Below are 24,926 nucleotides of genomic sequence, written 5' to 3'. Positions count from 1 at the left end.
GGCGGTGGTCGTCTTATTAATTATCGGGATTATCTTTGCCCGCCTGTATCGCCGCGCGTCAGCTGAACAGGCGTTTGTACGTACCGGACTTGGCGGGCAAAAGGTGGTGATGAGCGGTGGCGCAATTGTCATGCCCATCTTCCACGAAATTATTCCTATCAACATGAACACCCTCAAACTTGAGGTGAGCCGTTCGACTGTCGACAGCCTCATCACTAAAGACCGTATGCGTGTGGATGTCGTCGTCGCCTTTTTCGTGCGTGTAAAACCGTCTGTTGAAGGGATTGCTACCGCCGCACAGACCCTGGGGCAGCGGACGCTGTCACCAGAGGATTTACGTGTGCTAATAGAAGATAAGTTTGTCGATGCCCTGCGTGCCACTGCGTCGCAGATGACCATGCATGAACTGCAGGATACGCGTGAAAACTTCGTTCAGGGCGTACAAAATACCGTCGCGGAAGATCTATCCAAAAACGGTCTGGAACTGGAGAGCGTTTCACTCACCAACTTTAACCAGACCGAAAAAGTCCATTTCAACCCGAATAACGCCTTTGATGCCGAGGGTCTGACCAAGCTGACCCAGGAAACAGAACGCCGTCGCCGCGAACGTAACGAAGTCGAACAGGACGTTGAAGTTGCGGTACGTGAGAAAAACCGTGATGCGCTGTCGCGCAAGCTGGAGATCGAACAGCAGGAAGCCTTCATGACGCTCGAGCAGGAGCAGCAGGTGAAAACCCGCACGGCCGAGCAAAACGCCAAAATTGCCGCCTTCGAAGCCGAACGTCATCGTGAAGCTGAACAGACGCGTATCCTTGCTGAACGCCAGATTCAGGAAACAGAAATCGAGCGCGAACAGGCAGTGCGATCCAGAAAAGTCGAGGCCGAGCGTGAAGTTCGCATCAAAGAGATCGAACAGCAGCAGGCAACGGAGATAGCCAACCAAACCAAGTCCATCGCCATTGCCGCCAAGTCTGAACAGCAGTCTCAGGCTGAAGCACGCGCTAACGATGCGCTGGCCGAAGCGGTTCGCGCCCAGCAGAACGTAGAAACCACCCGCCAGACCGCAGAAGCGGATCGTGCCAAACAGGTCGCGCTGATCGCCGCGGCGCAGGATGCAGAAACCCAGGCAGTTGAATTGACCGTGCGGGCAAAAGCCGAAAAAGAAGCCGCAGAATTGCAGGCGGCGGCAATTGTTGAACTGGCCGAAGCGACGCGCAAAAAAGGTCTCGCAGAAGCCGAAGCCCAGCGTGCACTCAACGATGCCATCAACGTGCTTTCCGACGAACAGACCAGCCTGAAATTTAAGCTGGCTCTGCTGCAGTCTCTGCCAGCGGTTATTGAGAAATCCGTTGAGCCAATGAAGTCTATCGACGGAATCAAGATTATCCAGGTTGATGGCCTGAATCGTGGTGGCGCCGTCGGTGAAGTGAACGCAGGTAACGTAAGCGGTGGAAATTTGGCTGAGCAGGCATTATCAGCCGCCCTTGCCTATCGTACACAAGCGCCGCTGATTGACTCACTGTTAAATGAAATTGGTTTGTCCGGCGGTTCGCTAAATGCGCTTACCACTCCGTTAAACGCCACGACAACAGTCGACGTTAACCATCAGACAACGATGAAAGAAGAATAACGACTTCTGCCTTATGTCCCCCGTCCCTGGCCCATAAAGCCGGGGATTTTTTATTCTGGCGTGCCGTTTTGCGTGGATGCTCCAGCAATAAAAAACCTGCGGGAGAAAGCCCTTGCGCCTGTCAGGTCGCTCACTAACAATCGCTTGGTCAGCAAGGGCTGCAACGAGAAAGCCCCTCTCGAAGAAGGGGCTTTAATAAGGAAAGGGTTATGATGAAGCGAGTCATCATACTGGTTGTGCTGTTACTGTTAAGTTTCCACGCTTACTAACAGTCAATCAGAGGGGGGAGAAATCCCCTCTCACCCTTATTCCTGTACTTTAGGTCGAAAAAACAGCAGCGTCAACAGCGGGAAACGCACAGAAACGAAAAGTTTGACCCGTTTCCAGCATTTGTTATTTATCGCTGTCTTTCTGGATCTTCTTGATGATATTGGTCGTCGAACAGCCATCTTCGAAGTTCAGCACCAACACTTCACCGCCGTTCGCCCATACCTCTTTGCTGCCCGCAATATCTTCTGGCTTATAGTCGCCGCCTTTGACCAGCAGATCCGGCAGGACGCCAGCAATCAGACGCTGCGGCGTATCCTCTTCAAAAGAGACCACCCAGTCGACGGATTCCAGCGCGCCCAACACGATCATGCGCTGTTCCAGCGGGTTGACCGGACGCGTTTCGCCTTTCAGACGTTTCGTGGACGCATCGCTGTTAACCGCCACGATCAGGCGATCGCCCAGCTTGCGCGCATTTGCCAGATAGGAGACATGGCCCGCATGCAGGATGTCGAACACGCCGTTAGTCATCACCACTTTCTCACCGCGCTTGCGGGCGCTGGCGACGGCCTGTTTCAGCTCAGATTCGCTCATCACGCCAAAACCAGTATCAGCCCGACCACGCACGGCGTTTTCCAGTTCAATCGGAGAAACGGTGGAGGTCCCCAGTTTACCGACCACAACACCGGCAGCAGCGTTAGCAAAATAGCACGCCTCTTCCAGCGAATTACCCGCCGCCAGCGTCGCCGCCAGCACACCGATTACCGTATCGCCCGCACCGGTCACGTCATACACTTCCTGCGCCTGCGTCGGCATATGCAGTGGCGATTTGCCCGGTTGCAGCAACGTCATCCCCTGTTCTGAACGGGTAATCAGCAGTGCGGAAAGGTCGAAATCAGCAATCACTTTCATGCCGCGCTCAACCAGTTCATCTTCGCTTTTGCATTTACCGGCGACCGCTTCAAACTCAGACAGGTTCGGCGTTAGCAGCGTTGCGCCGCGGTAACGTTCAAAATCGGTCCCTTTCGGATCGATAAGTACCGGCACGCCAGCCTTACGCGCCAACGCAATCATCTGCTGCACGCTTGCCAGCGCGCCTTTGGCATAGTCGGAAAGCACCAGCGCGCCGATAGAACCCAGCGCCTGGTTAATTCGCTCGTGCAGCGGTTGCGGATCCACGCCTTCAAAACCTTCTTCGAAATCCAGACGAATCAACTGCTGATTGCGGGAAAGCACGCGCAGTTTGGTGATTGTCGGATGCGTCGGCACGGAAACGAAGTCGCATTTTACGTTCACATCCGCCAGCGTTTTGCTCAGCGCACGCGCCGCGTCGTCGATACCAGTCAAACCCACCAGACGAGAATTTGCGCCCAGAGAGGCAATGTTCATCGCCACGTTTGCTGCGCCACCGGGACGTTCTTCGATGGTATCGACCTTCACCACCGGAACCGGCGCTTCAGGTGAAATACGGCTGGTAGGGCCGTACCAGTAGCGATCCAGCATCACATCACCGACAACCATGACTCCTGCACGTTCAAACTCTGGCAGCGTTACTTTCATTCCTGTCTCCTGAGAGATTCTCTGAGGGTCTTAAAATTTGCGCGCGATAATAGCACACTTCACTCGGCAACCAGCCACTTCTGCCAGCTGTCACGCACCAGCGTACGTTCAGCGCTGAAGTGTTCCGCCGCTACATGGCCCGGAAGTTCCTGCAGGGCAAGATGGTGAAGTTCGTCGCGCAGCGTTGTATAAGCGCGGGTAAGCGCCAGCGCTTCCTGCTCATCCATAATGTCGTTTTGCGCCAGCAATTCCAGAATGCGCACGTTATCCGACCAGCGCGTCAGCTTCGGTTTTTCATGCGCATAGCGCAGCACCAGATATTGCGTAATAAACTCAATATCGGTAATGCCACCCTCATCCGCTTTAATATCAAAACGATCCCGATGTTTATTGCCCAAATGGGCGCGCATTTTCTCACGCATTTCACGCACGTCGGTCTGCAAGGTTTTCCCATCACGGACGAGGGTCATGATATCGCGACGAATCGCATCAAACTGAGAGGTCAACTGCGGGTCGCCGTATACCACGCGAGCACGCACCAGCGCCTGATGCTCCCATGTCCAGGCTTCGTTGCGCTGGTAATCGGCAAAAGCGTCGGTTGATGTCACCAGCATTCCCGCCGCGCCGGATGGACGCAGTCGCGCATCCACTTCGTACAAAATACCGGACGAGGTGCGGGTGCTGAAAAGGTGCATAATGCGCTGCGACAAACGCAGATAGAACTGTCGCCCGTCAATCTCACGCTCACCGTCCGTCATCACGTCCATCGGACAATCATGCAGGAAGATCAAATCGAGATCCGAACTGTAGCCCAGTTCCCAGCCGCCCAGTTTGCCATAGCCGACGACGGCAAAACCGCGCCCCTCACGTTCACCAAGATGCGTTGGCTGCCCGTAGCGAGCAACCATCTGCGTCCACGCCTGCTGGACTACCGCATCGATAATCGCTTCCGCCAGCCAGGTTAAGTGATCGCTCACTTTCATCACTGGCAGCGTACCGGCAATATCAGCCGCGGCAATACGCAGTAGCTGCGTTTGTTTAAACTGGCGCAGTGCCTCCAGTTGCTGTTCTTCGTCATCTTCCGGTACGCGCAGCAAATACTGGCGCAGCTCATCGCGGTAGGCATCCGTCGCGGTGGGTTGATACAGGGTGTTCGGATCCAGCAGTTCATCGAGCAACAGCGGATACCGCGCCAGCTGGCTGGCAATCATCGGCGAGGCGGCACAGAGCGAAATCAGGTGCTTAAGCGCTCCCGGGAATTCACTCAGCAGCTCCAGATAGGTCGTGCGGGTCACAATGCCCACCAGCAGCGGTGTGATGCGCGACAGCGGTATTGAGGCGTCGTCACGCGTACAGACATCGCTCAACAGATGCGGCATTAAATGATCCAGCACCTGACGTCCGCGCGGGCCAATGGTGCGTTTATCCAGCTCTTTGCGGAAATCGGCAATCAGAGACAGCACGCGCCGGCGATCTTCATCCGCCAGATGCGTCAGCACCGGCGTGGTATCATCTTCCTGTAATGCGTCCTGCCACAGTTCGCGCCACTGTTCTGAGAGTGACTCTTCCTGGGTTTCGGCCTCGTCATCGCCAATCAGCTCGTTAAATACCCGGCGTACGTTGTCCATATGATTGGCCAGTACATCGGTTAATTGCTGCCAGTCATCAACGTTCATCCCCCACGCCAGTCGCGCGCGATTCAGTTCATCGCCCGGCAGCGTTTGGGTCTGTTCATCATTGATGCTTTGCAGCAGGTTTTCCAGGCGGCGTAAATAGAGATAGGCTGCGCGCAGTTGTTCCGCGTCGGTATCAGACAGTAGGTGTAATTCATTGATGGCACTGAGCGTGGGTAACAGCGAGCGGGATTGCAGCGACGGCTCCCGCCCACCGCGAATAAGCTGGAATACCTGCACGATAAATTCGATTTCACGAATGCCGCCCGCCCCGAGCTTAATGTTGTCTTTCAGGCCACGGCGGCGCACTTCTCGGGCAATCATCCCTTTCATGTTACGCAGAGACTGGATCACGCTGAAATCAATATAGCGACGGAAGACAAAAGGCCGCAGCATGGCACGAAGCTCGCTGACGTATGTGCCGTCGGCATCGCCCATAATGCGGGCTTTAACCATCGCATAGCGTTCCCAGTCGCGCCCTTGCTCCTGGTAATAATCCTCCAGCGCGGAGAAGCTCAGCACCAGCGGGCCGCTGTCGCCAAACGGGCGTAAACGCATGTCCACCCGATAGACAAACCCATCCATTGTGGGCTGATCCAGCACTTTGATAAGCCGCTGGCCCATACGGGTAAAGAACTGCGCGTTATCCAACTCGCGACGCCCGCCCTGCGTGCTGCCGTGCTCCGGCCAGGCAAAAATCAGATCGATATCAGAAGAAAAATTCAGCTCGCCGCCGCCGAGTTTTCCCATGCCTAAAATCAGCAGCGGCTGCGCAACACCTTCAGGATTACACGGCGTACCCCACTCACGACAGCAGGCGTCATACAACCAGTCGCGTGCGGCGACAATCAGCGTTTCAGCCAGATGGCTTAACTGCTGCAAAATGCTCTCTTCCGTCACCAGCGATAGCGTCTGCGCCCAGGCAATACGCACCATGATGCGGCGGCGAAACAGGCGCAGCTCGCGCATCAGCGTGTTTTCATCACCGACGTCAACCAATGCTTGCTGCAACCACTCGGCATAGTGTTGCCATTCATCCGCCTGAGGTGGCGCACTTTCCAGCTCAACCAGCCATTCGGGATGGGCAATCATGCTGTCGCGGACAAAATCACTGAATGTAAGCACTGACTTCGCCTGAACGCTAAGCGAGGACTCAGATATTGCTGCTGGCAGCCGCTCAACAACGGTCGGCCAGTACTGCTGTAACGGTGAAGAGAGCTGCTTCATGTATGGGACATCCTTTGCGTATTGAGGCTCATGGTATGGCCTCGTAGGCCTGATAAGCGCAGCGCCATCAGGCATCCCGGCCTCAACCCTGATTATCGTTTTCCGCTGTGCAGCCAGAACGGTTCCAGCGCGATCGCCTCGTTGCGGAAGTGTTCAATTTCAATATATTGGTTGGCCACAATAGCCCGACGTAAGCCCTGCCAGTTGGCGATCCATTCCGATGCAACATTTTCGTCGTAGTATCCCGCCAGCATCAGCATGCTATCAATGTTGCGCGTCAGGCGCGGTAGCTGATCGACGTACTTATCGCCCAACGGCTGAGCGAAAGTGGTTTTCAGTTCAGCGGCATGACGTGAGAGATGCGTATCCGAGAAACGCTTAAAGGAGTCGGCAATTTTGCTCTGCGCCTTCGCATCCAGGAACGGCTGCCATCCTTTGGTCACCAGCCATTCGGTCAGCGCCAGCTTAGCCATTGCCGTTTGCGTACTGTAAACCGCCGAAATAGCAGAAACGTCCGACGCAATGATCGCTTCCGATTGGGTCAGCAACTCACGTAAGTGAGCGCTCGCTTTTCGTGGCACATTACCGCCAAACAACATCAGAATGTGACGCACCAGACCCATTGCCGCCAGCACCTCGGCTTTCGCCCCTTTGACGCCGCGTACCCACAGCTCTTCGTGGTACTGCCACTGTGATAATGCCAGCTCCAGCGCCGCTTCCAGCCCCTGCTCAATGCTCGCCTTCGCCGGAACCTTCAAAATCCGCGTCGGTTTGAGTTCGCGCGGCGCATTCCCCTGAGCCAGATGATAACCGCGCGCTGCTTTGCTCAAACTGCCCTGGCGTAAACCGGTTTGCGAAACCAGCTGGTTTGCCAGCTCCAGTACCGCACGGGTATCGCCGCTTAGCAGTTCAAGTTCAAGCTCACAGATAGGTTCTGCAAACTCGCCCGCTTTCACTTCCCCCAGATCGAGGGCCATTTCAATCCGGCTGCCATCAACATCAACCAACCATTTCTCACGGTAAAAATCGGTGCTGAACAACGGCTGCACTTGAGAAGCAAGTTCAGCGGGCAGCTCGCCATCGGGCCAGACTTCCGTTGGGAACAAGGTGAGATCCAGCTCAGGCGCGTTTAGTGCAACGTTATATTCCGGCCGCTGGTGCAGTCCGCCCGTCACGCGTCCGGCAATTTTCATGGTCATTTCGTAATGACCGTTTTCACCGCGAATACGCAGCCCCATATCGTGACCACGCAACCACGCATCCGGCGTTTCGTAGTAAATATTCAGCAACTGGCTGGGCGCATGATGCTCTCCCCCCAGCGTATTCAGACGTTCACGCAGCGCATCTACAGCGTCACTATTAACGATAAATTTTAATTCGATTTCCTGGGCCATGGTCTTGTACTTATGGGTTATGTCACAGTTGAGAAAACTGACTGCGAACTAAGTTCGTTCTTTATGGTCAGTAGATAGTATTTTGCGCCAAATTGCCATGCAACGAGCAATTTGACGGGCGTAAAAGTTTCGGGTGGTGGCAAAAAGGACACAGATGATTCCGATTGATGTCGAATGCTTTGCGTAGAGACACTGATGCCACTACTATCGTTCCACTTTCTATGACAATAACGACAGCCTGATGCCAAAATTACGCCTGATTGGATTAACTTTACTCGCACTTAGCGCCACTGCAGTCTCTCATGCCGAAGAGAAGCGCTATGTCTCTGACGAACTGAACACCTGGGTCCGCAGCGGTCCGGGAGATAATTATCGCCTCGTGGGTACGGTTAACGCCGGCGAGGAAGTCACGCTATTACAGACCGATGCCAACACCAACTACGCCCAGGTGAAAGACAGCACCGGACGTACCGCCTGGATCCCACTGAAAGAGCTGAACAGTACGCCAAGCCTGCGTACCCGTGTACCCGATCTGGAAAACCAGGTTAAAACACTGACCGATAAGCTCAATAATATCGATACCACATGGAATCAGCGTACCGCCGATATGCAGCAAAAAGTATCGCAAAGCGACAGCGTGATCGACGGGTTGAAGGAAGAAAACCAGAAGCTGAAGAACGAGCTTATCGTGGCGCAAAAGAAGGTAAGCGCAGCCAACCTTCAGCTTGATGACAAACAGCGTACTATCATCATGCAATGGTTTATGTATGGCGGCGGCGTGCTGGGTCTTGGTCTGCTGCTCGGCCTGGTTCTGCCGCACATGATCCCAAGCCGTAAACGCAAAGATCGCTGGATGAACTGAATCGCCTTCTCCGCCACACTGACATATGATTAAGGGATGTTTTTTTCAAAAGGAAAGTGGCGTGAAGATTTATCTGGTCGGTGGTGCTGTTCGGGATGCGTTATTAGGGCTACCGATTAAAGATAAAGATTGGGTCGTTGTCGGCGCCACGCCGCAGGAGATGCTTGACGCGGGCTATCAGCAGGTAGGCCGCGATTTCCCCGTGTTTCTCCACCCACACTCCCGGGAAGAGTATGCGCTGGCGCGCACCGAACGAAAATCGGGCTCAGGTTACACCGGATTCACCTGTTATGCCGCGCCAGATGTGACGCTGGAAGCCGATCTTCAGCGGCGCGACCTGACCATCAACGCAATGGCCCGCGATGACAACGGGGAGATTATCGACCCGTATAACGGACGCGACGATCTGGAAAACCGCCTGCTGCGTCATGTTTCCCCGGCCTTTAGCGAAGATCCGCTGCGCGTGCTGCGCGTGGCGCGCTTTGCTGCTCGCTATGCGCACCTTGGCTTTCGTGTTGCTGATGAAACCATGACGCTGATGCGCAACATGGCCGCCGCTGGAGAGCTGGAACACCTGACGCCAGAACGCGTGTGGAAAGAGACAGAAAGCGCCTTAACCACCCGCAACCCACAGGTATTTTTTCAGGTCCTGCGCGATTGCGATGCCCTGCGCGTGCTGTTCCCGGAAGTAGATGCTCTGTTCGGCGTTCCCGCGCCCGCGCAGTGGCATCCGGAAATCGATACCGGTATTCACACGCTGATGACGCTGTCGATGGCAGCCATGTTAAGCCCGGAGGTCGACGTGCGTTTCGCCACGCTGTGTCACGATCTCGGTAAAGCATTAACGCCTAAAGCACTCTGGCCGCGCCACCACGGCCACGGTCCGGCGGGCGTTAAGCTGGTCGAGCAACTGTGTCAGCGCCTGCGCGTGCCGAATGATATCCGCGACTTAGCCAAACTGGTGGCCGAGTTCCACGACCTGATTCATACCTTCCCGATCCTGCAACCGAAAACCATCGTTAAGCTGTTTGATTCCATCGATGCATGGCGCAAACCACAGCGCGTGGAGCAAATCGCCCTGACCAGCGAGGCCGACGTGCGTGGGCGAACCGGTTTTGAAGCGGCGGATTACCCGCAAGGCAGGCTGTTGCGTGAAGCCTGGCTGGTTGCACAGGCGGTACCCACGAAAGATGTCGTGGAAGCGGGATTCAAAGGTCAGGCAATTCGTGAAGAACTGACCCGGCGTCGCATTGCGGCGGTGGCCAACTGGAAGGAGAAGCGGTGTCCTAAACCCACCGCCTGAACGGATATCACCCGTAGGCCGGATAAGGCGAAACGCCGCCATCCGGCACCACGGTAAGTCATCAGAAGAACACGACGTAAACGGCAGCCGCCACAATAAAGCGGTAAATAGCAAACGGAATGAACGAAATACGCTTAATCAGCTGCAGGAAGGTTTTGATCGCCACCAGTGCCACGATAAACGCCGTCACAAATCCAACTGCAAACATTGGGATATCTGATGCACTAAGGAACGACCAGCTCTTGTAGAGATCCAGCGCCGTCGCGCCCATCATCATCGGCACAGCCAGCAGGAAAGAGAATTCAGAGGCCGCGTAACGGCTCACCCCCATCAGCATACCGCCAGAAATCGTCGCACCGGAACGAGAAAAACCCGGCCACAGCGCGAGACACTGAAAACAGCCAATCATAAACGCCTGTCGATACGTCATATCATCCAGACCCGGCGCGCGCGGCTCTTTCGGTTTGAGGCACTCTGCGACAATCAGCAGCACGCCCCCCACCACCAGCGCATACATCACGTTGATCGGATTAAACAGTGACTTGATGGTGTCGTGGAAGACCAGCCCCAGGACAACGGCTGGAATCATCCCCAACAGGATATGCCCCAGCGTCAGCCGACCTTTACCAGTACCTTCATGCGGGGCCTTGCCAAAGTGAATGCCAATTAAACCAAACAGACGTCGCCAGAACATCACCACTACCGCCAGAATGGAACCCAGTTGGATCACGACTTCAAACGTTTTTGCGGTATCGCCCTCAAAACCTAACAAGTGGCCAACAATTATCATATGGCCGGTACTGGAAACGGGTAGGAACTCCGTCAGCCCTTCGACCACACCCAAAATTGCCGCCACCAGCAGCGAGTGCATATCACTCATCAATAAACCCCTAACGAAAGAGAAAAAGCACGGCAAAAAAGAGCCGACGTCAGGACTCTTTTATACCCGTTTGATTTAGAAATTATTAAATTAATTATTTTCTTTCAGATTATTGCCACGCTCAATGACGACCCCGACGTTTGCCGCACGGGCCACCGCACCAGGTTTGCTCAGCTTGATGCGCACCCACGGAGAATTAAAGCGGTTAAGTAGCAAATCCGCCACCTCTTCCGCCACACGTTCTACCAGCGCAAAACGCCCACCTTCCACATGATTAACAACCGTTTGAGCAATATCAGCATAGCTCAGGCAATCAGCCACATCATCGCTTTTAGCTGATTTGCGGTTATCCCATGCCATTTCGATATCGAACACCAACCGTTGTTCGATCGTTTGTTCCCAGTCGTAAACACCAATAGTGGTGATTACAGAAAGTTGCTCTATAAATACAATATCCATCACGACCTGCCTGCTTTTTGGCTAACCCGGATACCACTTCCGGCGAAATATGCGTATTATCCACAGAAGTAGCGTTTTACACGACATTTTCAAAACGGAACAGCTTATGAGTGCAATCGCGCCTGGAATGATTATCTTCGCGTACCTCTGTGGCTCAATTTCCAGTGCTATTCTGGTATGCCGCCTTGCTGGATTGCCGGACCCGCGCGACAGCGGCTCTGGGAATCCGGGCGCGACAAACGTGCTGCGCATCGGTGGCAAGGGAGCCGCCGTCGCGGTACTGATTTTCGACGTCCTGAAAGGTATGTTACCCGTCTGGGGTGCCTATGCGCTAGGCGTCAGCCCCTTCTGGCTGGGATTGATCGCAATCGCCGCCTGTCTGGGACACATTTGGCCGGTATTTTTCGGCTTTAAAGGTGGAAAAGGCGTTGCCACCGCCTTTGGCGCAATTGCGCCGATTGGCTGGGACTTAACCGGCGTGATGGCCGGAACCTGGCTACTAACCGTCCTGTTAAGCGGCTATTCGTCGTTAGGCGCTATCGTCAGTGCGCTGATCGCCCCTTTTTACGTCTGGTGGTTCAATCCCCAGTTCACTTTCCCGGTGTCCATGTTGTCGTGCTTAATTCTGCTTCGTCACCATGACAACATTCAGCGTCTGTGGCGTCGTCAGGAGCCGAAGATCTGGACCAAGCTAAAGAAAAAACGCGAAAAAGACCCCGAGTGATTTTATTGTCGGATAGCGACGCATCGGCGTCTTATCCGGCCTCGGGGATGTGATACCCCTCCACCGGCTTGCCTAATCGACGCTGACACCACGTCGCCAGAAACTCCACGCACACGCGAAGCTTCACGCTGCGATACAACGGCTCCTGATAAACCGCCCAGATATTGGCGCTTTGCGCATAGTCCGGTAGCACCCGCACCAGTTCACCGCTAGCCAGAAACGGTTGTACGTCCCATTCAGAACGCAGCATGATCCCTTTTCCCTGCAGCGCCCACTGCAGCACAATCTCACCGCTGTTAGAGGAAAGATGTCCCGCCACCTTAACCGACTTTTTCTCCTGGCCGTTATCCAGTTCCCACACCCCGTGAGTCATATCCCGTTCTTTGGTGACCAGACAATCATGTCGAATTAATTCCTGTAACGTCATCGGCTCACCGTATTTTTGTAAATACGTCGGGGCCGCACACAATATTCTTTTGTTTTTCGTTAACAAATGCGCAATATAATAATCCGGAATTTCATCATTAATACGAATATCCAAATCGATATTATCCTGCGCCAAATCAATTTGCCGATCGTAAAGTTCAAAATGTACCTGTAATTCAGGATAGCTGTGCATCAATTCGGTAATTGCCGGTGCAATATAACTGCGCCCAAAACCAAAGCTACAGCCGATACGAATCATCCCTGCCGGACGCGTTTTGAGTTGCGTAACGTCATCGACCAGATGCTGATAACCTGCGAGGATCGCCTGCGCATGTTCATAGCAACGTTGACCACTCTCAGTGAGCGCTACGCCACGCGCAGAGCGGCTTAGCAGCGTCGTCCCCAACGTAGACTCAAGGATCTGAATGCGTTTCGTCACAAACGCCGGCGTTTGCCCCAGCGTCGCAGCGGCGGCGCTGAAACTGCCGCTATGCACAATTTCAACCAGCACCTGCAGGTCTTTCGCCAGGGGATACGTGTTCAGCATGATCGGTAATCCGTAATGTGGTTAACCGCAGTGTAATTCTCCCATACGTATTAAACCCTGCCCTGGCGCAATTTTTATTGCCTTATCTGGACATCATTCACGAACTGTTAATTAGATATTCACAGTGCCAAATAATATAAAACCACATTTTTAGTGGTAGTTTGTGACGGAGAATTTATTTCCAGATAAATAAAAGAACTGGAGTTAATAAGATGAGCAATCAAAATAACCAACATGCGATAACTACGCTGACGAACATTGTCGCCGACTTTACCGCCATGATTTCTACCCGCATGCCTGACGATGTTGTGGATAAATTAAAGCAACTGCGTGAAGGCGAAACATCAAAGATGGGTAAAATCATCTACCACACCATGTTTGACAACATGCAGAAAGCTATCGACCTGAACCGCCCTGCCTGTCAGGACACCGGGGAGATTATGTTCTTCGTGAAGGTCGGTTCCCGTTTTCCGCTACTTGGCGAACTGCAAAGCATTCTGAAACAGGCCGTTGAAGATGCCACGGTAAAAGCGCCGCTGCGCCATAACGCGGTTGAGATTTTTGACGAAGTGAATACCGGAAAAAATACCGGTACCGGTGTTCCGTGGGTCACCTGGGACATCATCCCTGATAATGATGACGCGGAAATCGAAGTCTACATGGCAGGCGGCGGCTGTACGCTGCCAGGGCGCTCAAAAGTGTTAATGCCTTCTGAAGGCTACGAAGGCGTGGTGAAATTTGTCTTCGAAAATATCTCCACGCTGGCAGTCAACGCCTGTCCGCCGGTACTGGTGGGCGTAGGTATTGCCACCTCCGTAGAAACCGCTGCCGTGCTTTCTCGTAAAGCGGTGCTGCGCCCAATCGGTTCACGCCATCCAAATCCAAAAGCGGCAGAACTGGAACTGCGCCTGGAAGAAGGACTTAACCGTCTGGGCATTGGGCCGCAAGGGTTGACCGGGAATAGCTCAGTGATGGGTGTGCATATCGAATCCGCCGCGCGCCACCCGTCGACTATCGGCGTTGCCGTCTCTACCGGCTGCTGGGCGCATCGTCGCGGCACGCTGTTGATTCATGCCGACCTCTCCTTCGAAAACCTGTCTCACACCCGGAGCGCGTTATGAAAAAGATCCTCACAACCCCGATCAAAGCCGAAGATCTGGCTGACATTCGCGTTGGCGATGTCATTTACCTGAGCGGCACGCTGGTGACCTGCCGTGACGTTTGCCACCGCCGCCTGATCGAACTGAAGCGCCCGATTCCTTATGACCTGAACGGCAAAGCCATTTTCCATGCGGGCCCGATCGTCCGTAAGAACGGTGAAAAATGGGAGATGGTCTCCGTCGGCCCAACTACCAGCATGCGTATGGAAGCGTTTGAGAAAGACTTTATCGAGCAGACGGGCGTCAAGCTGGTGGTCGGCAAAGGCGGCATGGGACCGCTGACGGAAGAAGGCTGCAAGCAGTTCAAAGCGCTGCACGTCATCTTCCCGGCTGGCTGTGCGGTCGTGGCGGCAACTCAGGTTGAAGAAATTGAAGAGGTACACTGGACCGAACTCGGCATGCCGGAATCTCTGTGGGTATGCCGGGTAAAAGAGTTCGGCCCGCTGATCGTTTCCATCGATACCCACGGTAATAACCTGATTGCCGAAAACAAAAAGCTGTTCGCTGAACGTCGCGATCCTATCGTCGATGAAATCTGCGAGCACGTGCACTACATCAAATAACCCTCCCGGAGGGGCGTAACGCCTCTCCCTCTTCGCAGGGATACAACAATGGCACCTTTAGCTGGTTGGTGGCGATACCTGGCTCCGCTGGTGGTCATCGCCATTATTGCTGTTCTGCCCGTCCCCACCGGTCTTGAGAGTCACACCTGGCTCTATTTTGCCGTCTTTACCGGTGTGATTGTCGGGCTTATTCTGGAACCTGTACCGGGCGCGGTGGTGGCGATGATTGGCATTTCGATCATCGCTGTCCTTTCACCGTGGCTGCTGTTCAGCCCGGAGCAACTCGCGCAGGACGGTTTTAAATTTACCGCCAAATCACTGTCATGGGCGGTATCGGGCTTTTCAAACTCGGTCATCTGGCTGATCTTCGCGGCCTTTATGTTTGGTACTGGCTATGAGAAAACCGGCCTTGGTCGGCGTATCGCGCTAATGCTGGTGAAAAAGATGGGACACCGGACGCTGTTTCTCGGCTATGCGGTGATGTTCTCAGAGCTGATCCTCGCCCCCGTCACGCCTTCCAACTCCGCGCGCGGAGCCGGAATAATCTACCCGATTATCCGCAACCTGCCGCCGCTGTATAATTCACAACCCAATAGCGCCAGTTCACGCTCCATTGGCTCGTACATCATGTGGATGGGCATTGTCGCTGACTGCGTTACCAGCGCTATTTTCTTAACGGCGATGGCACCGAACCTGCTGTTGATCGGCCTGATGAAAGGCGCGTCCCACACGGCGCTGAGCTGGGGCGACTGGTTCTTAGGCATGCTGCCGCTGAGCATTTTACTGGTGCTGATCGTGCCGTGGCTGGCGTACGTGCTGTATCCACCAGTGCTGAAATCCGGCGATCAGGTTCCACGTTGGGCGGATACAGAGCTAAAAGCGATGGGGCCGCTCTGCGCTCGCGAGAAAAAGATGCTGGTACTGATGGTCGGCGCGCTGGTGCTGTGGATCTTCGGCGGCGACTACATTGACGCCGCAATGGTCGGATACAGCGTGGTGGCGTTGATGCTGGTACTACGCATCATTAGCTGGGATGACATCGTCAGCAATAAAGCCGCATGGAACGTCTTTTTCTGGCTGGCCTCGCTGATCACGCTCGCCACCGGGCTCAATAACACCGGTTTTATCACCTGGTTCGGCAAGCTGCTGGCGGGAGGACTGAGCGGCTATTCGCCGATGATGGTGATGGTGGCGCTGATCGTGGTGTTCTATCTGCTGCGCTACTTCTTTGCCAGCGCCACGGCGTATACCTCTGCCCTCGCGCCGATGATGATTGCCGCCGCGCTGGCGATGCCGGAAATCCCATTACCGGTCTTCTGCCTGATGGTCGGCGCCGCCATTGGTCTGGGCAGCATTCTGACCCCATACGCCACCGGTCCTAGCCCTATCTACTACGGCAGCGGCTATTTGCCGACGGTGGATTACTGGCGGCTCGGCGCTATTTTTGGCCTGATTTTCCTCGTGCTGCTGGTGATCACCGGTCTGCTCTGGATGCCCCTCGTGTTACTGTAAACCCCATTGGGGCGGCGTATTGTCGCCCCTTTTTCCATAAGCTTCTCATATGACCCTTTTCCCGATGCGCTGAGGCATACTTTTTTGTATGCAAACACCCTCATGCTGATAAGGGAAACGCTCTGGACACGGTTGCGCACGAGACACTCACACGGGGCTGGCAGGCCGAACTGGATCTGCATTTTACCCGCACCGGGCACAAAACGGTGCTCGCCTCGGCGCGTCATCATGGTCCATTGACGGTTCAGCGTCCGTTTTACCCGGAAGAGGAGGTCTGTCACCTCTATTTGCTGCATCCACCTGCGGGGATCGTTGGCGGAGATGAGCTTCATATTGCCGTCACACTCGACGAAAACAGCCATGCGTTAATCACCCAGCCCGGCGCGGGCAAGTTTTATCGCAGCCGAGGGCCACAAGCGTTGCTGCGCCAGCACTTTACCCTCGCCTCGCACGCCACGCTGGAGTGGCTGCCGCAGGATACAATCCTCTTTCCCGGTGCCAACGCTGTTATTCAGTCTGTATTTCACATCGCATCAGAGAGTCGTTTGCTGGCCTGGGATCTGTTGTGTCTTGGGCGACCGGTTATGCAAGAGACCTTCAGCCACGGCGTGCTGCAAAACCGTCTGGAAGTGTGGCGAGATGACCAGCCGCTGTTGATAGAACGCTTGCAGTTGCAGGAGGGAGAGCTGAGTGGCATTGCGCATCATCCCTGGGTCGGCACGTTGCTGTGTTATCCGGCCAGCGAACACATGCTGGAGGGCACGCGCGAGCGGCTTACACCGCTTGGCGATTACGCCGGGGCAACGCTTAACGACTCGCTACTGACAATCCGTTTTCTTGCCGACGACAACCTGATTGTACAGCGCGTTATGCGTGACATCTGGCAATTCCTGCGCCCGTTGCTGACACACAAAGCGCCTGTGCTACCGCGAATCTGGCAAACCTAAGAGAACCCTTATGGAACTGACTCCCAGAGAAAAAGACAAGTTGTTGCTGTTTACCGCCGCGCTGGTGGCAGAACGTCGCCTGGCCCGCGGGCTGAAGCTGAACTACCCGGAATCGGTGGCGCTGATTAGCGCTTTCATCATGGAAGGCGCGCGCGACGGGCAAACCGTGGCCGCGCTGATGGAGGATGGGCGTCACGTCCTGCGTCGCGATCAGGTGATGGAAGGCATACCGGAAATGATCCCGGATATTCAGGTTGAAGCCACATTTCCGGACGGATCGAAGCTGGTCACCGTCCACAACCCGATCGTCTAAGGAGCGGCAATGATCCCAGGTGAATATCAGATCGCAAAAGGCAGTATCGCACTTAATCAGGGGCGAGAGATCTGCACGATCGTGGTGGAAAATCATGGCGACAGGCCCATCCAGGTGGGATCGCACTATCACTTTTTCGAAGTGAACCCGGCGCTGCACTTTGACAGGCTGGCCGCACGCGGCTTTCGTCTGAACATTGCTGCGGGCACAGCGGTGCGTTTTGAGCCAGGACAAAAACGCGAAGTCGAACTGGTGCGCGTTGCTGGCGCACAAAGGATCGTGGGTTTTCGCAGCGAAGTGATGGGCGCGCTGGAGGCAGATAATGAGTGAAATTTCCCGGCAAGCGTATGCCGACATGTTTGGCCCAACCACCGGCGATAAAGTGCGCCTGGCGGATACCGACCTGTGGATCGAAGTGGAAAAAGACTTCACCACCTACGGTGAAGAGGTCAAATTCGGCGGCGGAAAAGTGATCCGCGACGGCATGGGCCAGGGGCAAATGCGCGCCGATGCATGTGTGGATCTGGTGATAACCAACGCGCTGATCGTCGATCACTGGGGGATCGTGAAAGCGGATATTGGTATCAAAGCCGGCAGGATCTTCGCCATCGGCAAGGCAGGTAATCCCGATATTCAGCCCAACGTTACGATCCCGATAGGCGTGGGAACTGAAGTCATCGCCGGGGAAGGCAAGATCGTCACCGCAGGCGGCGTGGATACGCATATTCACTGGATCTGCCCACAGCAAGCGCAAGAGGCGCTGGTTTCCGGCGTGACGACGATGATCGGCGGCGGCACCGGTCCGGCCGCGGGCACTCACGCCACCACCTGTACGCCGGGGCCGTGGTACATCGCACGCATGCTGCAGGCGGCAGAAACGTTACCGGTTAACATCGGTTTACTGGGCAAAGGTAACGGCTCAAATCCTGACGCCTTGCGCGAGCAAATCACCGCGGGCGCAATTGGCCTGAAAATCCATGAAGACTGGGGTGCCACGCCCGCCGCTATTGACTGCGCACTGACCGTGGCCGACGAGATGGACATCCAGGTCGCGCTGCACAGTGACACGCTCAATGAGTCCGGTTTCGTGGAAGATACGCTGGCGGCGATTGGCGATCGCACCATTCATACTTTTCACACCGAAGGCGCGGGCGGCGGTCATGCGCCGGATATCATCACCGCCTGCGCGCATCCGAATATCCTGCCCTCCTCTACGAACCCGACGCTGCCCTATACCATCAACACCATCGACGAGCATCTCGACATGCTGATGGTTTGCCACCATCTCGATCCGGATATCGCCGAAGACGTGGCCTTTGCCGAATCACGCATTCGCCGGGAAACGATCGCTGCCGAAGATGTGCTGCATGACATTGGCGCCTTTTCCCTGACCTCGTCCGATTCACAGGCAATGGGGCGCGTGGGCGAAGTGATCCTGCGCACCTGGCAGGTGGCGCACCGCATGAAGACGCAGCGTGGAGCTTTGGCAGAAGAAACCGGTGACAACGACAACCTGCGCGTTAAACGCTACGTCGCCAAATACACCATTAATCCGGCGCTAACCCACGGTATCGCCCACGAAGTCGGCTCCGTTGAGCCTGGCAAACTGGCCGATCTGGTGCTGTGGTCACCGGCATTCTTTGGCGTAAAACCGGCGACGATCGTTAAAGGCGGGATGATCGTCTGTGCGCCGATGGGCGACATCAATGCCTCGATTCCCACCCCGCAGCCGGTACATTACCGCATGATGTTCGGCGCACTTGGCGCTGCGCGGCATCACACCCGGCTGACCTTTATTTCGCAAGCCGCTGACGCGCAAAACATCGCGCAGCAGCTCAATCTGCAAAGCGCCATCGCCGTCGTCAAAGGCTGCAGAACGGTGAAAAAGGCTGACATGATCCACAACGACCTGCAACCCAATATCACCGTCGATGCTCAGACCTACGAGGTGCGTATTGATGGCGAACTGATTACCAGCGAACCGGCAAACGTTTTGCCGATGGCGCAACGCTATTTTCTGTTTTGAGGAGTGACGATGATCTACCTGACCCAACGCCTTGACCACGCTCACCGCGTCACCGCAAGCGTCACGCTACCCATTGATATGCGGGTAAAAAGTCGTGCCAGAGTGGCGCTGAACGACGGTCGCGAAGCCGGGCTGATGCTACCGCGCGGTTTGCTGTTACGCGGTGGCGACCTGCTGACCACCGACGATGGCAGCGAGGTGATCGAAGTGATCGCCGCGCCGGAGTCGGTTTCCGTGGTGCGCTGCGCCGATCCTTTCCTGCTCGCCAAAGCCTGTTATCACCTCGGCAATCGCCACGTTCCGCTGCAAATTCTGCCCGATGAGCTGCGCTACCACCACGATCACGTGCTGGACGCCATGCTGCGCCAGTTCAACCTCGAGGTGACGTTCGCTCAACTACCGTTTGAACCGGAAGCAGGCGCTTATGCCAGTGAATCACACGGGCATCATCACGGCCATGCGCACTGATGCATAACACCCAACAGCTGCGTCTGATGCAGCTCGCCAGCAGCGCACTCCCGGTGGGGTCGTTTACCTGGTCCCAGGGTCTGGAGTGGGCGGTGGAGATTGGCTGGGTGAAAAGCGTCGATGACTTCTCTGCCTGGCAAATTCAGCAGATGGAGCAGAACTTTTTTACCGTCGACCTACCGCTGCTGGCGAGACTGTATCGCGCCTGCGAGCAGGACGATCTCGCTGCCGCACGCCGCTGGACCACTTACCTGTTAGCCTGTCGCGAAACCCACGAACTGCGGGATGAAGAACGCAGCCGGGGCGCGGCGTTTACGCGGCTGGTCACCGACTGGGAGGCGGATTGCTCGCGAGAGTGGCGTACGCTCTTTGTTGACAGCCAGCTTTGCGGCATGGCCTGGCTGGGCGTGCGCTGGAATATCCCCCTGACCGAACTGGCGTTAAGCCTCGGCTACAGCTGGATTGAGAGCGCAGTGATGGCTGGCGTCAAGCTGGTTCCTTTTGGACAACAGGCGGCCCAGCGTTTGATTATTGCGCTCTGCGATCGCTATGCGCAGGGTCTGGCACAGGCGCTGGCGTGTCCTGACACCAGTCTCGGCTCCGCAACGCCGTTGGCCGCCATCGCCTCTGCCCGGCATGAAACGCAATATTCCCGATTATTCCGCTCCTGAGGAGAAAAAATGAGTAACAGCAAGCATCCCCTGCGCGTAGGCGTTGGCGGCCCGGTCGGTTCCGGCAAAACGGCGCTGCTGGAAGCGTTATGCAAAGCCATGCGCAGCAGCTATCAACTGGCGGTGGTCACCAACGATATCTACACCAAAGAAGATCAACGCATTCTCACCGAAGCGGGCGCACTGGAGCCAGACAGGATCGTCGGTGTGGAAACCGGCGGTTGCCCGCATACCGCCATCCGCGAAGATGCATCGATGAATCTGGCTGCCGTAGAGGCGTTAAGCGAGAAATTCGGCAATCTGGATCTGATTTTTGTGGAAAGCGGCGGCGATAACCTGAGCGCCACCTTCAGTCCGGAATTAGCGGATCTGACGATCTATGTGATCGACGTTGCCGAAGGCGAGAAGATCCCGCGTAAGGGAGGCCCGGGGATCACTAAATCCGATTTTCTGGTGATCAATAAAACCGATCTGGCCCCTTACGTCGGCGCCTCGCTGGAGGTGATGGAACGCGATACCCTGCGTATGCGCGGCGAGCGTCCGTGGACGTTCAGCAATTTAAAATCCGGAGAGGGTCTGGAAAAAATTATCGCGTTTCTGGAAGAGAAAGGAATGCTGCGGATGTAGCGTCTTGCCCGGTAACATTGCGTCACCGGGCAAAAAATCACGCCGCCGGTAATTCCGCCAGCGGCCAGCGTGGGCGCACGGTTACGCCAAGATCCGCCGTTGCGCCTGCTTTAAAACGCACCATGCCCGCGTAGGCGATCATCGCCCCGTTGTCGGTACAAAATTCCGGACGCGCGTAAAATACTTCGCCACGACGTTTTTGCATCATTTCAGCCAATTTTGCGCGCAGCGTACGGTTCGCGCTCACGCCCCCCGCCATCACCAGACGTTTAAAACCGGTTTGATCCAGCGCGCGTTTGCACTTGATCATCAGCGTATCAACTACCGCATCTTCAAAGGCACGGGCGATATCTGCGCGCGTCTGATCGTCATTTTCGTTATTACGAATGGTATTCGCGGCAAAGGTTTTCAGCCCGGAGAAGCTGAAATCCAGCCCCGGACGGTCGGTCATCGGGCGCGGAAAGACAAAACGTTTTTCAACGCCTTGCGAGGCCAGCTTTGACAGCATTGGACCGCCAGGATAATCCAGTCCCAGCAGCTTGGCGGTTTTGTCGAACGCTTCACCAGCAGCATCATCAATCGATTCGCCGAGTAATTCATACTGACCGATACCGGTGACGCTAATCAGCTGCGTGTGACCGCCAGAAACCAGCAGCGCGACGAACGGAAAAGCAGGAGGATTATCTTCCAGCATCGGCGCCAGCAGATGACCTTCCATATGGTGTACAGGAATCGCCGGCACGCCCCAGGCGAACGCCAGGGAGCGTCCTACGGTTGCGCCAACCAGCAGCGCGCCAACCAGACCAGGACCTGCGGTATACGCTACCGCATCAATCTCTTTTGCCGTCAGTCCCGCTTCTTTCAGCGCGGCCTGGATCAGCGGTACGGTTTTACGTACATGATCGCGCGAGGCCAGTTCTGGCACTACGCCGCCGTAGTCAGCGTGTAATTTCACCTGACTATACAATTGGTTGGCTAAAAGACCTTTTTCATCGTCGTAAATGGCGATGCCGGTTTCATCGCAGGATGTTTCAATACCCAGTACACGCATGACTTGTTTTACCTCGCTCTATTACCGCGCAGTGTAGGACCAATGCGGGTTGATGTAAAACTTTGTTCGCCCCAGGAGTTCCGCTCGTGTATACTCCTTGTCCTTATAAAAGTCCCTTTCAAAATCGCGTCGGTGCTTTACAAAGCAGCAGCAATTGCAGTAAAATTCCGCACCATTTTGAAATAAGCTGGCGTTGATGCCAGCGGCAAACCGAATTTATTAAAGGTGAGAGTTACATGCCGGTAATTAAAGTACGTGAAAACGAGCCGTTCGACGTAGCACTGCGTCGCTTCAAGCGTTCATGCGAAAAAGCAGGTGTTCTGGCGGAAGTTCGTCGTCGTGAGTTCTATGAAAAACCGACTACCGAACGTAAGCGCGCTAAAGCTTCTGCTGTGAAACGTCACGCGAAGAAACTGGCTCGCGAAAACGCACGCCGTACTCGTCTGTACTAATCTATTGAGAGCCAAAGCTCTCAATTCAGACTGAGTTGTAGTTGTAAGGCCGTGCTTCCGGAAGGAATGCGCGGCTTATTTTCGTTTATACACGTCATCATTCAAGCTGCCTCTGTGTTGGCTGCAGTCGCTCACCCCAGTCACGTACTGATGTACGCTCCTGAGGATTCGCTTCCTTGCCGCCTTGATGCATCCTGAATGATTTTGTGTATATGAGTCATCAAAAAACAGGGGCTTATGGCTGGACGAATTCCTCGCGTTTTTATCAATGACCTGCTGGCAAGAACCGACATCGTCGATCTCATCGACGCGCGGGTAAAGCTGAAAAAGCAGGGCAAAAATTATCACGCGTGCTGTCCGTTCCATAACGAAAAAACCCCCTCTTTCACCGTAAACGGTGAAAAACAGTTTTATCACTGCTTTGGGTGTGGCGCGCATGGCAACGCCGTCGACTTTCTCATGAACTACGACAAGCTCGAGTTTGTGGAAACCGTCGAAGAACTGGCCGCAATGCACAACCTTGAAGTGCCCTATGAAGCAGGCAGTGGCCCCAGTCAGATAGAGCGCCATCAACGGCAAAGCCTTTATCAATTGATGGACGGCCTGAACACTTTTTATCAACAGTCTTTGATGCAGCCCGCCGCTACCCCCGCGCGCCAGTACCTGGAAAAGCGAGGATTAAGTAGCGACGTTATCACCCGTTTTGCTATTGGTTTTGCGCCCCCCGGCTGGGACAACGTCCTGAAACGGTTTGGCGGCAATGCTGAGAATCGCAAATCGTTGGTCGATGCGGGGATGTTGGTCACCAACGATCAGGGACGCAGTTACGATCGCTTCCGCGAACGGGTGATGTTCCCCATCCGCGACAAACGTGGTCGGGTCATTGGTTTTGGTGGACGCGTGCTGGGCGATGCCCTGCCGAAGTATCTCAACTCCCCGGAAACCGATATTTTCCATAAAGGTCGCCAGCTGTATGGCCTTTATGAAGCCCAGCAGGATAACGCCGATCCGCAGCGCCTGTTAGTGGTAGAAGGCTATATGGATGTGGTGGCGCTGGCGCAATACGGCATTAACTACGCCGTGGCATCCCTTGGGACATCCACCACCGCCGATCACATTCAGCTGTTGTTCCGCGCGACGAACAACGTAATTTGCTGTTACGACGGCGACCGCGCCGGGCGCGACGCAGCATGGCGCGCGCTGGAAACCGCACTGCCCTATATGACAGACGGACGCCAGCTACGCTTTATGTTTTTACCTGACGGCGAAGATCCCGATACGCTGGTGCGCAAAGAAGGGAAAGAGGCCTTTGAAGCCCGGATGGAGCAGGCGCTGCCGCTCTCTGCGTTTTTATTTAACAGCCTGTTGCCGCAGGTGGATTTGAGTACCCCAGACGGACGCGCACAGCTCAGCACGCTGGCATTACCGCTGATTACTCAGGTACCAGGCGAAACGTTGCGCATTTACCTGCGACAGGAGTTGGGAAACAAGCTCGGCATTCTGGATGACAGCCAGCTTGAACGTTTAATGCCAAAACTGGCAGAAAATGGGGCTTCCCGCCCTGTTCCACAGCTAAAACGTACGACCATGCGTATACTTATAGGGTTGCTGGTGCAGAACCCGGAGCTCGCCCCGCTGGTTCCACCGTTAGGCGCACTGGATAGCAATAAGCTGCCTGGACTTGGCTTATTCAGAGAACTGGTCAACACTTGTCTGGCTCAGCCAGGTCTGACCACCGGGCAACTTTTAGAACACTACCGTGGCACAAATGATGCTGCAACCCTTGAAAAACTGTCGATGTGGGACGATATAGCAGATAAAGATATCGCAGAAAAAACCTTCACCGACTCACTCAACCATATGTTTGATTCGATGCTTGAACTGCGCCAGGAAGAGTTGATAGCTCGTGAGCGCACACACGGTTTAAGCAGCGAAGAACGCCGGGAACTCTGGACGCTGAACCAGGAACTGGCCAGGAAATAAGAGAAAGACAAAATCATTCGCGTTGTATCAAGGCAGCAAGTAAACGAACGCAGCTAACGCAGAGACAACGTGAAAGATGAAGTATTTAACGGCTTAACTGCCGAATATCGATCGGGAAGCCCCCGACAGCCGCACGGAGAGGCAGCGGCAAAATATAAGTATGCCCTCGTTTTGCCGTTGGCGGTTTTACCGCCCAACACC

The 24,926-nt window shown here is 55.1% G+C and carries 24 protein-coding genes; 17 read left to right on the top strand and 7 right to left on the bottom strand.

The genetic code is table 11. The features are described from left to right. Positions 1–1,630: flotillin family protein (locus FDX03_RS13645; protein ID WP_249357059.1), on the top strand; the 1,630-nt coding region annotated here is incomplete at its 5' end. 209 nt (positions 1,631–1,839) lie between these two features. Continuing rightward, the gene (locus FDX03_RS13640) at positions 1,840–1,899 is read left to right on the top strand and encodes a type I toxin-antitoxin system Ibs family toxin (protein ID WP_137346154.1); all 60 of its coding nucleotides are present in this window, start codon (positions 1,840–1,842) and stop codon (positions 1,897–1,899) included. 124 nt (positions 1,900–2,023) lie between these two features. On the opposite strand, the gene hldE is transcribed toward FDX03_RS13640, so the two are convergent. The 3 genes from hldE to FDX03_RS13625 form a co-directional block, all read right to left on the bottom strand. Further along, positions 2,024–3,457, bottom strand: coding sequence for a bifunctional D-glycero-beta-D-manno-heptose-7-phosphate kinase/D-glycero-beta-D-manno-heptose 1-phosphate adenylyltransferase HldE (hldE, locus tag FDX03_RS13635; protein WP_115642829.1), 1,434 nt, complete (start codon positions 3,455–3,457; stop codon positions 2,024–2,026). Between the two features lie 59 nt (positions 3,458–3,516). Beyond that, positions 3,517–6,357, bottom strand: a complete 2,841-nt coding sequence (gene glnE, locus FDX03_RS13630; RefSeq protein ID WP_137346063.1) for a bifunctional [glutamate--ammonia ligase]-adenylyl-L-tyrosine phosphorylase/[glutamate--ammonia-ligase] adenylyltransferase — start codon at positions 6,355–6,357, stop codon at positions 3,517–3,519. 92 nt (positions 6,358–6,449) lie between these two features. Continuing rightward, on the bottom strand, positions 6,450–7,751 hold the full coding sequence (locus FDX03_RS13625) for an inorganic triphosphatase (protein ID WP_137346062.1): 1,302 nt from the start codon (positions 7,749–7,751) through the stop codon (positions 6,450–6,452). A 241-nt stretch (positions 7,752–7,992) separates the two neighbouring features. Between FDX03_RS13625 and FDX03_RS13620 the strand changes: the two genes are divergently transcribed. Further along, positions 7,993–8,613, top strand: coding sequence for a TIGR04211 family SH3 domain-containing protein (locus tag FDX03_RS13620; protein ID WP_048213254.1), 621 nt, complete (start codon positions 7,993–7,995; stop codon positions 8,611–8,613). A 61-nt stretch (positions 8,614–8,674) separates the two neighbouring features. Beyond that, positions 8,675–9,916, top strand: coding sequence for a multifunctional CCA addition/repair protein (locus FDX03_RS13615; protein ID WP_115642826.1), 1,242 nt, complete (start codon positions 8,675–8,677; stop codon positions 9,914–9,916). Positions 9,917–9,977: 61 nt separating this feature from the next. On the opposite strand, the gene bacA is transcribed toward FDX03_RS13615, so the two are convergent. Both bacA and folB read right to left on the bottom strand, forming a co-directional pair. Beyond that, positions 9,978–10,796: an undecaprenyl-diphosphate phosphatase gene (gene bacA / locus FDX03_RS13610; protein ID WP_137346061.1), complete on the bottom strand. Its 819-nt coding sequence runs from the start codon at positions 10,794–10,796 to the stop codon at positions 9,978–9,980. Between the two features lie 90 nt (positions 10,797–10,886). Next, positions 10,887–11,255: a bifunctional dihydroneopterin aldolase/7,8-dihydroneopterin epimerase gene (folB, locus tag FDX03_RS13605; RefSeq protein WP_003838117.1), complete on the bottom strand. Its 369-nt coding sequence runs from the start codon at positions 11,253–11,255 to the stop codon at positions 10,887–10,889. A gap of 106 nt (positions 11,256–11,361) precedes the next feature. Between folB and plsY the strand changes: the two genes are divergently transcribed. Further along, positions 11,362–11,979 carry a glycerol-3-phosphate 1-O-acyltransferase PlsY gene (plsY, locus tag FDX03_RS13600; protein WP_003024662.1) on the top strand — a complete coding sequence of 206 codons (618 nt, stop codon included), beginning with the start codon at positions 11,362–11,364 and terminating at the stop codon, positions 11,977–11,979. A gap of 31 nt (positions 11,980–12,010) precedes the next feature. Here the strand turns inward: plsY and FDX03_RS13595 are convergent, their stop codons facing one another. Further along, positions 12,011–12,952, bottom strand: a complete 942-nt coding sequence (locus FDX03_RS13595; RefSeq protein ID WP_137346060.1) for a LysR family transcriptional regulator — start codon at positions 12,950–12,952, stop codon at positions 12,011–12,013. Positions 12,953–13,164: 212 nt separating this feature from the next. On the opposite strand from FDX03_RS13595, the gene ttdA reads away from it, so the two are divergent. From ttdA to ureG, 10 genes are all read left to right on the top strand, one after another. Further along, positions 13,165–14,073, top strand: a complete 909-nt coding sequence (gene ttdA, locus FDX03_RS13590) for a L(+)-tartrate dehydratase subunit alpha (RefSeq protein WP_137346059.1) — start codon at positions 13,165–13,167, stop codon at positions 14,071–14,073. Then, the gene (ttdB, locus tag FDX03_RS13585; RefSeq protein WP_115601445.1) at positions 14,070–14,675 is read left to right on the top strand and encodes a L(+)-tartrate dehydratase subunit beta; all 606 of its coding nucleotides are present in this window, start codon (positions 14,070–14,072) and stop codon (positions 14,673–14,675) included. The genes ttdA and ttdB overlap by 4 nt, the downstream gene beginning before the upstream one ends. A 48-nt stretch (positions 14,676–14,723) precedes the next feature. Next, positions 14,724–16,187, top strand: coding sequence for an anion permease (locus FDX03_RS13580; protein WP_101742460.1), 1,464 nt, complete (start codon positions 14,724–14,726; stop codon positions 16,185–16,187). Positions 16,188–16,309: 122 nt separating this feature from the next. Next, the gene (locus FDX03_RS13575; protein ID WP_199945826.1) at positions 16,310–17,134 is read left to right on the top strand and encodes an urease accessory protein UreD; all 825 of its coding nucleotides are present in this window, start codon (positions 16,310–16,312) and stop codon (positions 17,132–17,134) included. A gap of 10 nt (positions 17,135–17,144) precedes the next feature. Continuing rightward, complete coding sequence (locus FDX03_RS13570; RefSeq protein ID WP_115601442.1) at positions 17,145–17,447, top strand: urease subunit gamma; 303 nt, start codon at positions 17,145–17,147, stop codon at positions 17,445–17,447. Positions 17,448–17,456: 9 nt separating this feature from the next. After that, a complete protein-coding gene (locus tag FDX03_RS13565) occupies positions 17,457–17,777 on the top strand; it encodes an urease subunit beta (RefSeq protein WP_003024680.1) in 321 nt (106 codons plus the stop codon). Continuing rightward, entirely contained in the window at positions 17,770–19,473 is a 1,704-nt protein-coding gene (gene ureC, locus FDX03_RS13560; protein WP_137346057.1) for an urease subunit alpha, read from the top strand. The genes FDX03_RS13565 and ureC overlap by 8 nt, the downstream gene beginning before the upstream one ends. A gap of 9 nt (positions 19,474–19,482) precedes the next feature. Next, entirely contained in the window at positions 19,483–19,941 is a 459-nt protein-coding gene (ureE, locus tag FDX03_RS13555) for an urease accessory protein UreE (protein ID WP_003024684.1), read from the top strand. Then, positions 19,941–20,612: an urease accessory protein UreF gene (locus tag FDX03_RS13550; RefSeq protein WP_137346056.1), complete on the top strand. Its 672-nt coding sequence runs from the start codon at positions 19,941–19,943 to the stop codon at positions 20,610–20,612. The genes ureE and FDX03_RS13550 overlap by 1 nt, the downstream gene beginning before the upstream one ends. A 9-nt stretch (positions 20,613–20,621) precedes the next feature. Continuing rightward, the gene (ureG, locus tag FDX03_RS13545; RefSeq protein ID WP_115601438.1) at positions 20,622–21,239 is read left to right on the top strand and encodes an urease accessory protein UreG; all 618 of its coding nucleotides are present in this window, start codon (positions 20,622–20,624) and stop codon (positions 21,237–21,239) included. Between the two features lie 37 nt (positions 21,240–21,276). Here ureG and tsaD read toward each other — a convergent pair whose 3' ends face one another. Continuing rightward, complete coding sequence (tsaD, locus tag FDX03_RS13540) at positions 21,277–22,290, bottom strand: tRNA (adenosine(37)-N6)-threonylcarbamoyltransferase complex transferase subunit TsaD (protein ID WP_003024694.1); 1,014 nt, start codon at positions 22,288–22,290, stop codon at positions 21,277–21,279. Between the two features lie 236 nt (positions 22,291–22,526). Between tsaD and rpsU the strand changes: the two genes are divergently transcribed. Continuing rightward, positions 22,527–22,742, top strand: coding sequence for a 30S ribosomal protein S21 (rpsU, locus tag FDX03_RS13535; protein ID WP_001144069.1), 216 nt, complete (start codon positions 22,527–22,529; stop codon positions 22,740–22,742). A 237-nt stretch (positions 22,743–22,979) separates the two neighbouring features. Beyond that, positions 22,980–24,725 (top strand): DNA primase, encoded by a 1,746-nt coding sequence (dnaG, locus tag FDX03_RS13530; protein ID WP_048213264.1) that lies wholly within the window; start codon positions 22,980–22,982, stop codon positions 24,723–24,725. Positions 24,726–24,926: the final 201 nt, after the last annotated feature.

It is taken from the genome of Citrobacter sp. wls827, from assembly GCF_005280875.1.
Classification (GTDB): domain Bacteria; phylum Pseudomonadota; class Gammaproteobacteria; order Enterobacterales; family Enterobacteriaceae; genus Citrobacter; species Citrobacter youngae.
Note: the sequence above shows the minus strand (reverse complement) of the source record. Positions and strands in the feature narration are given on the sequence as shown.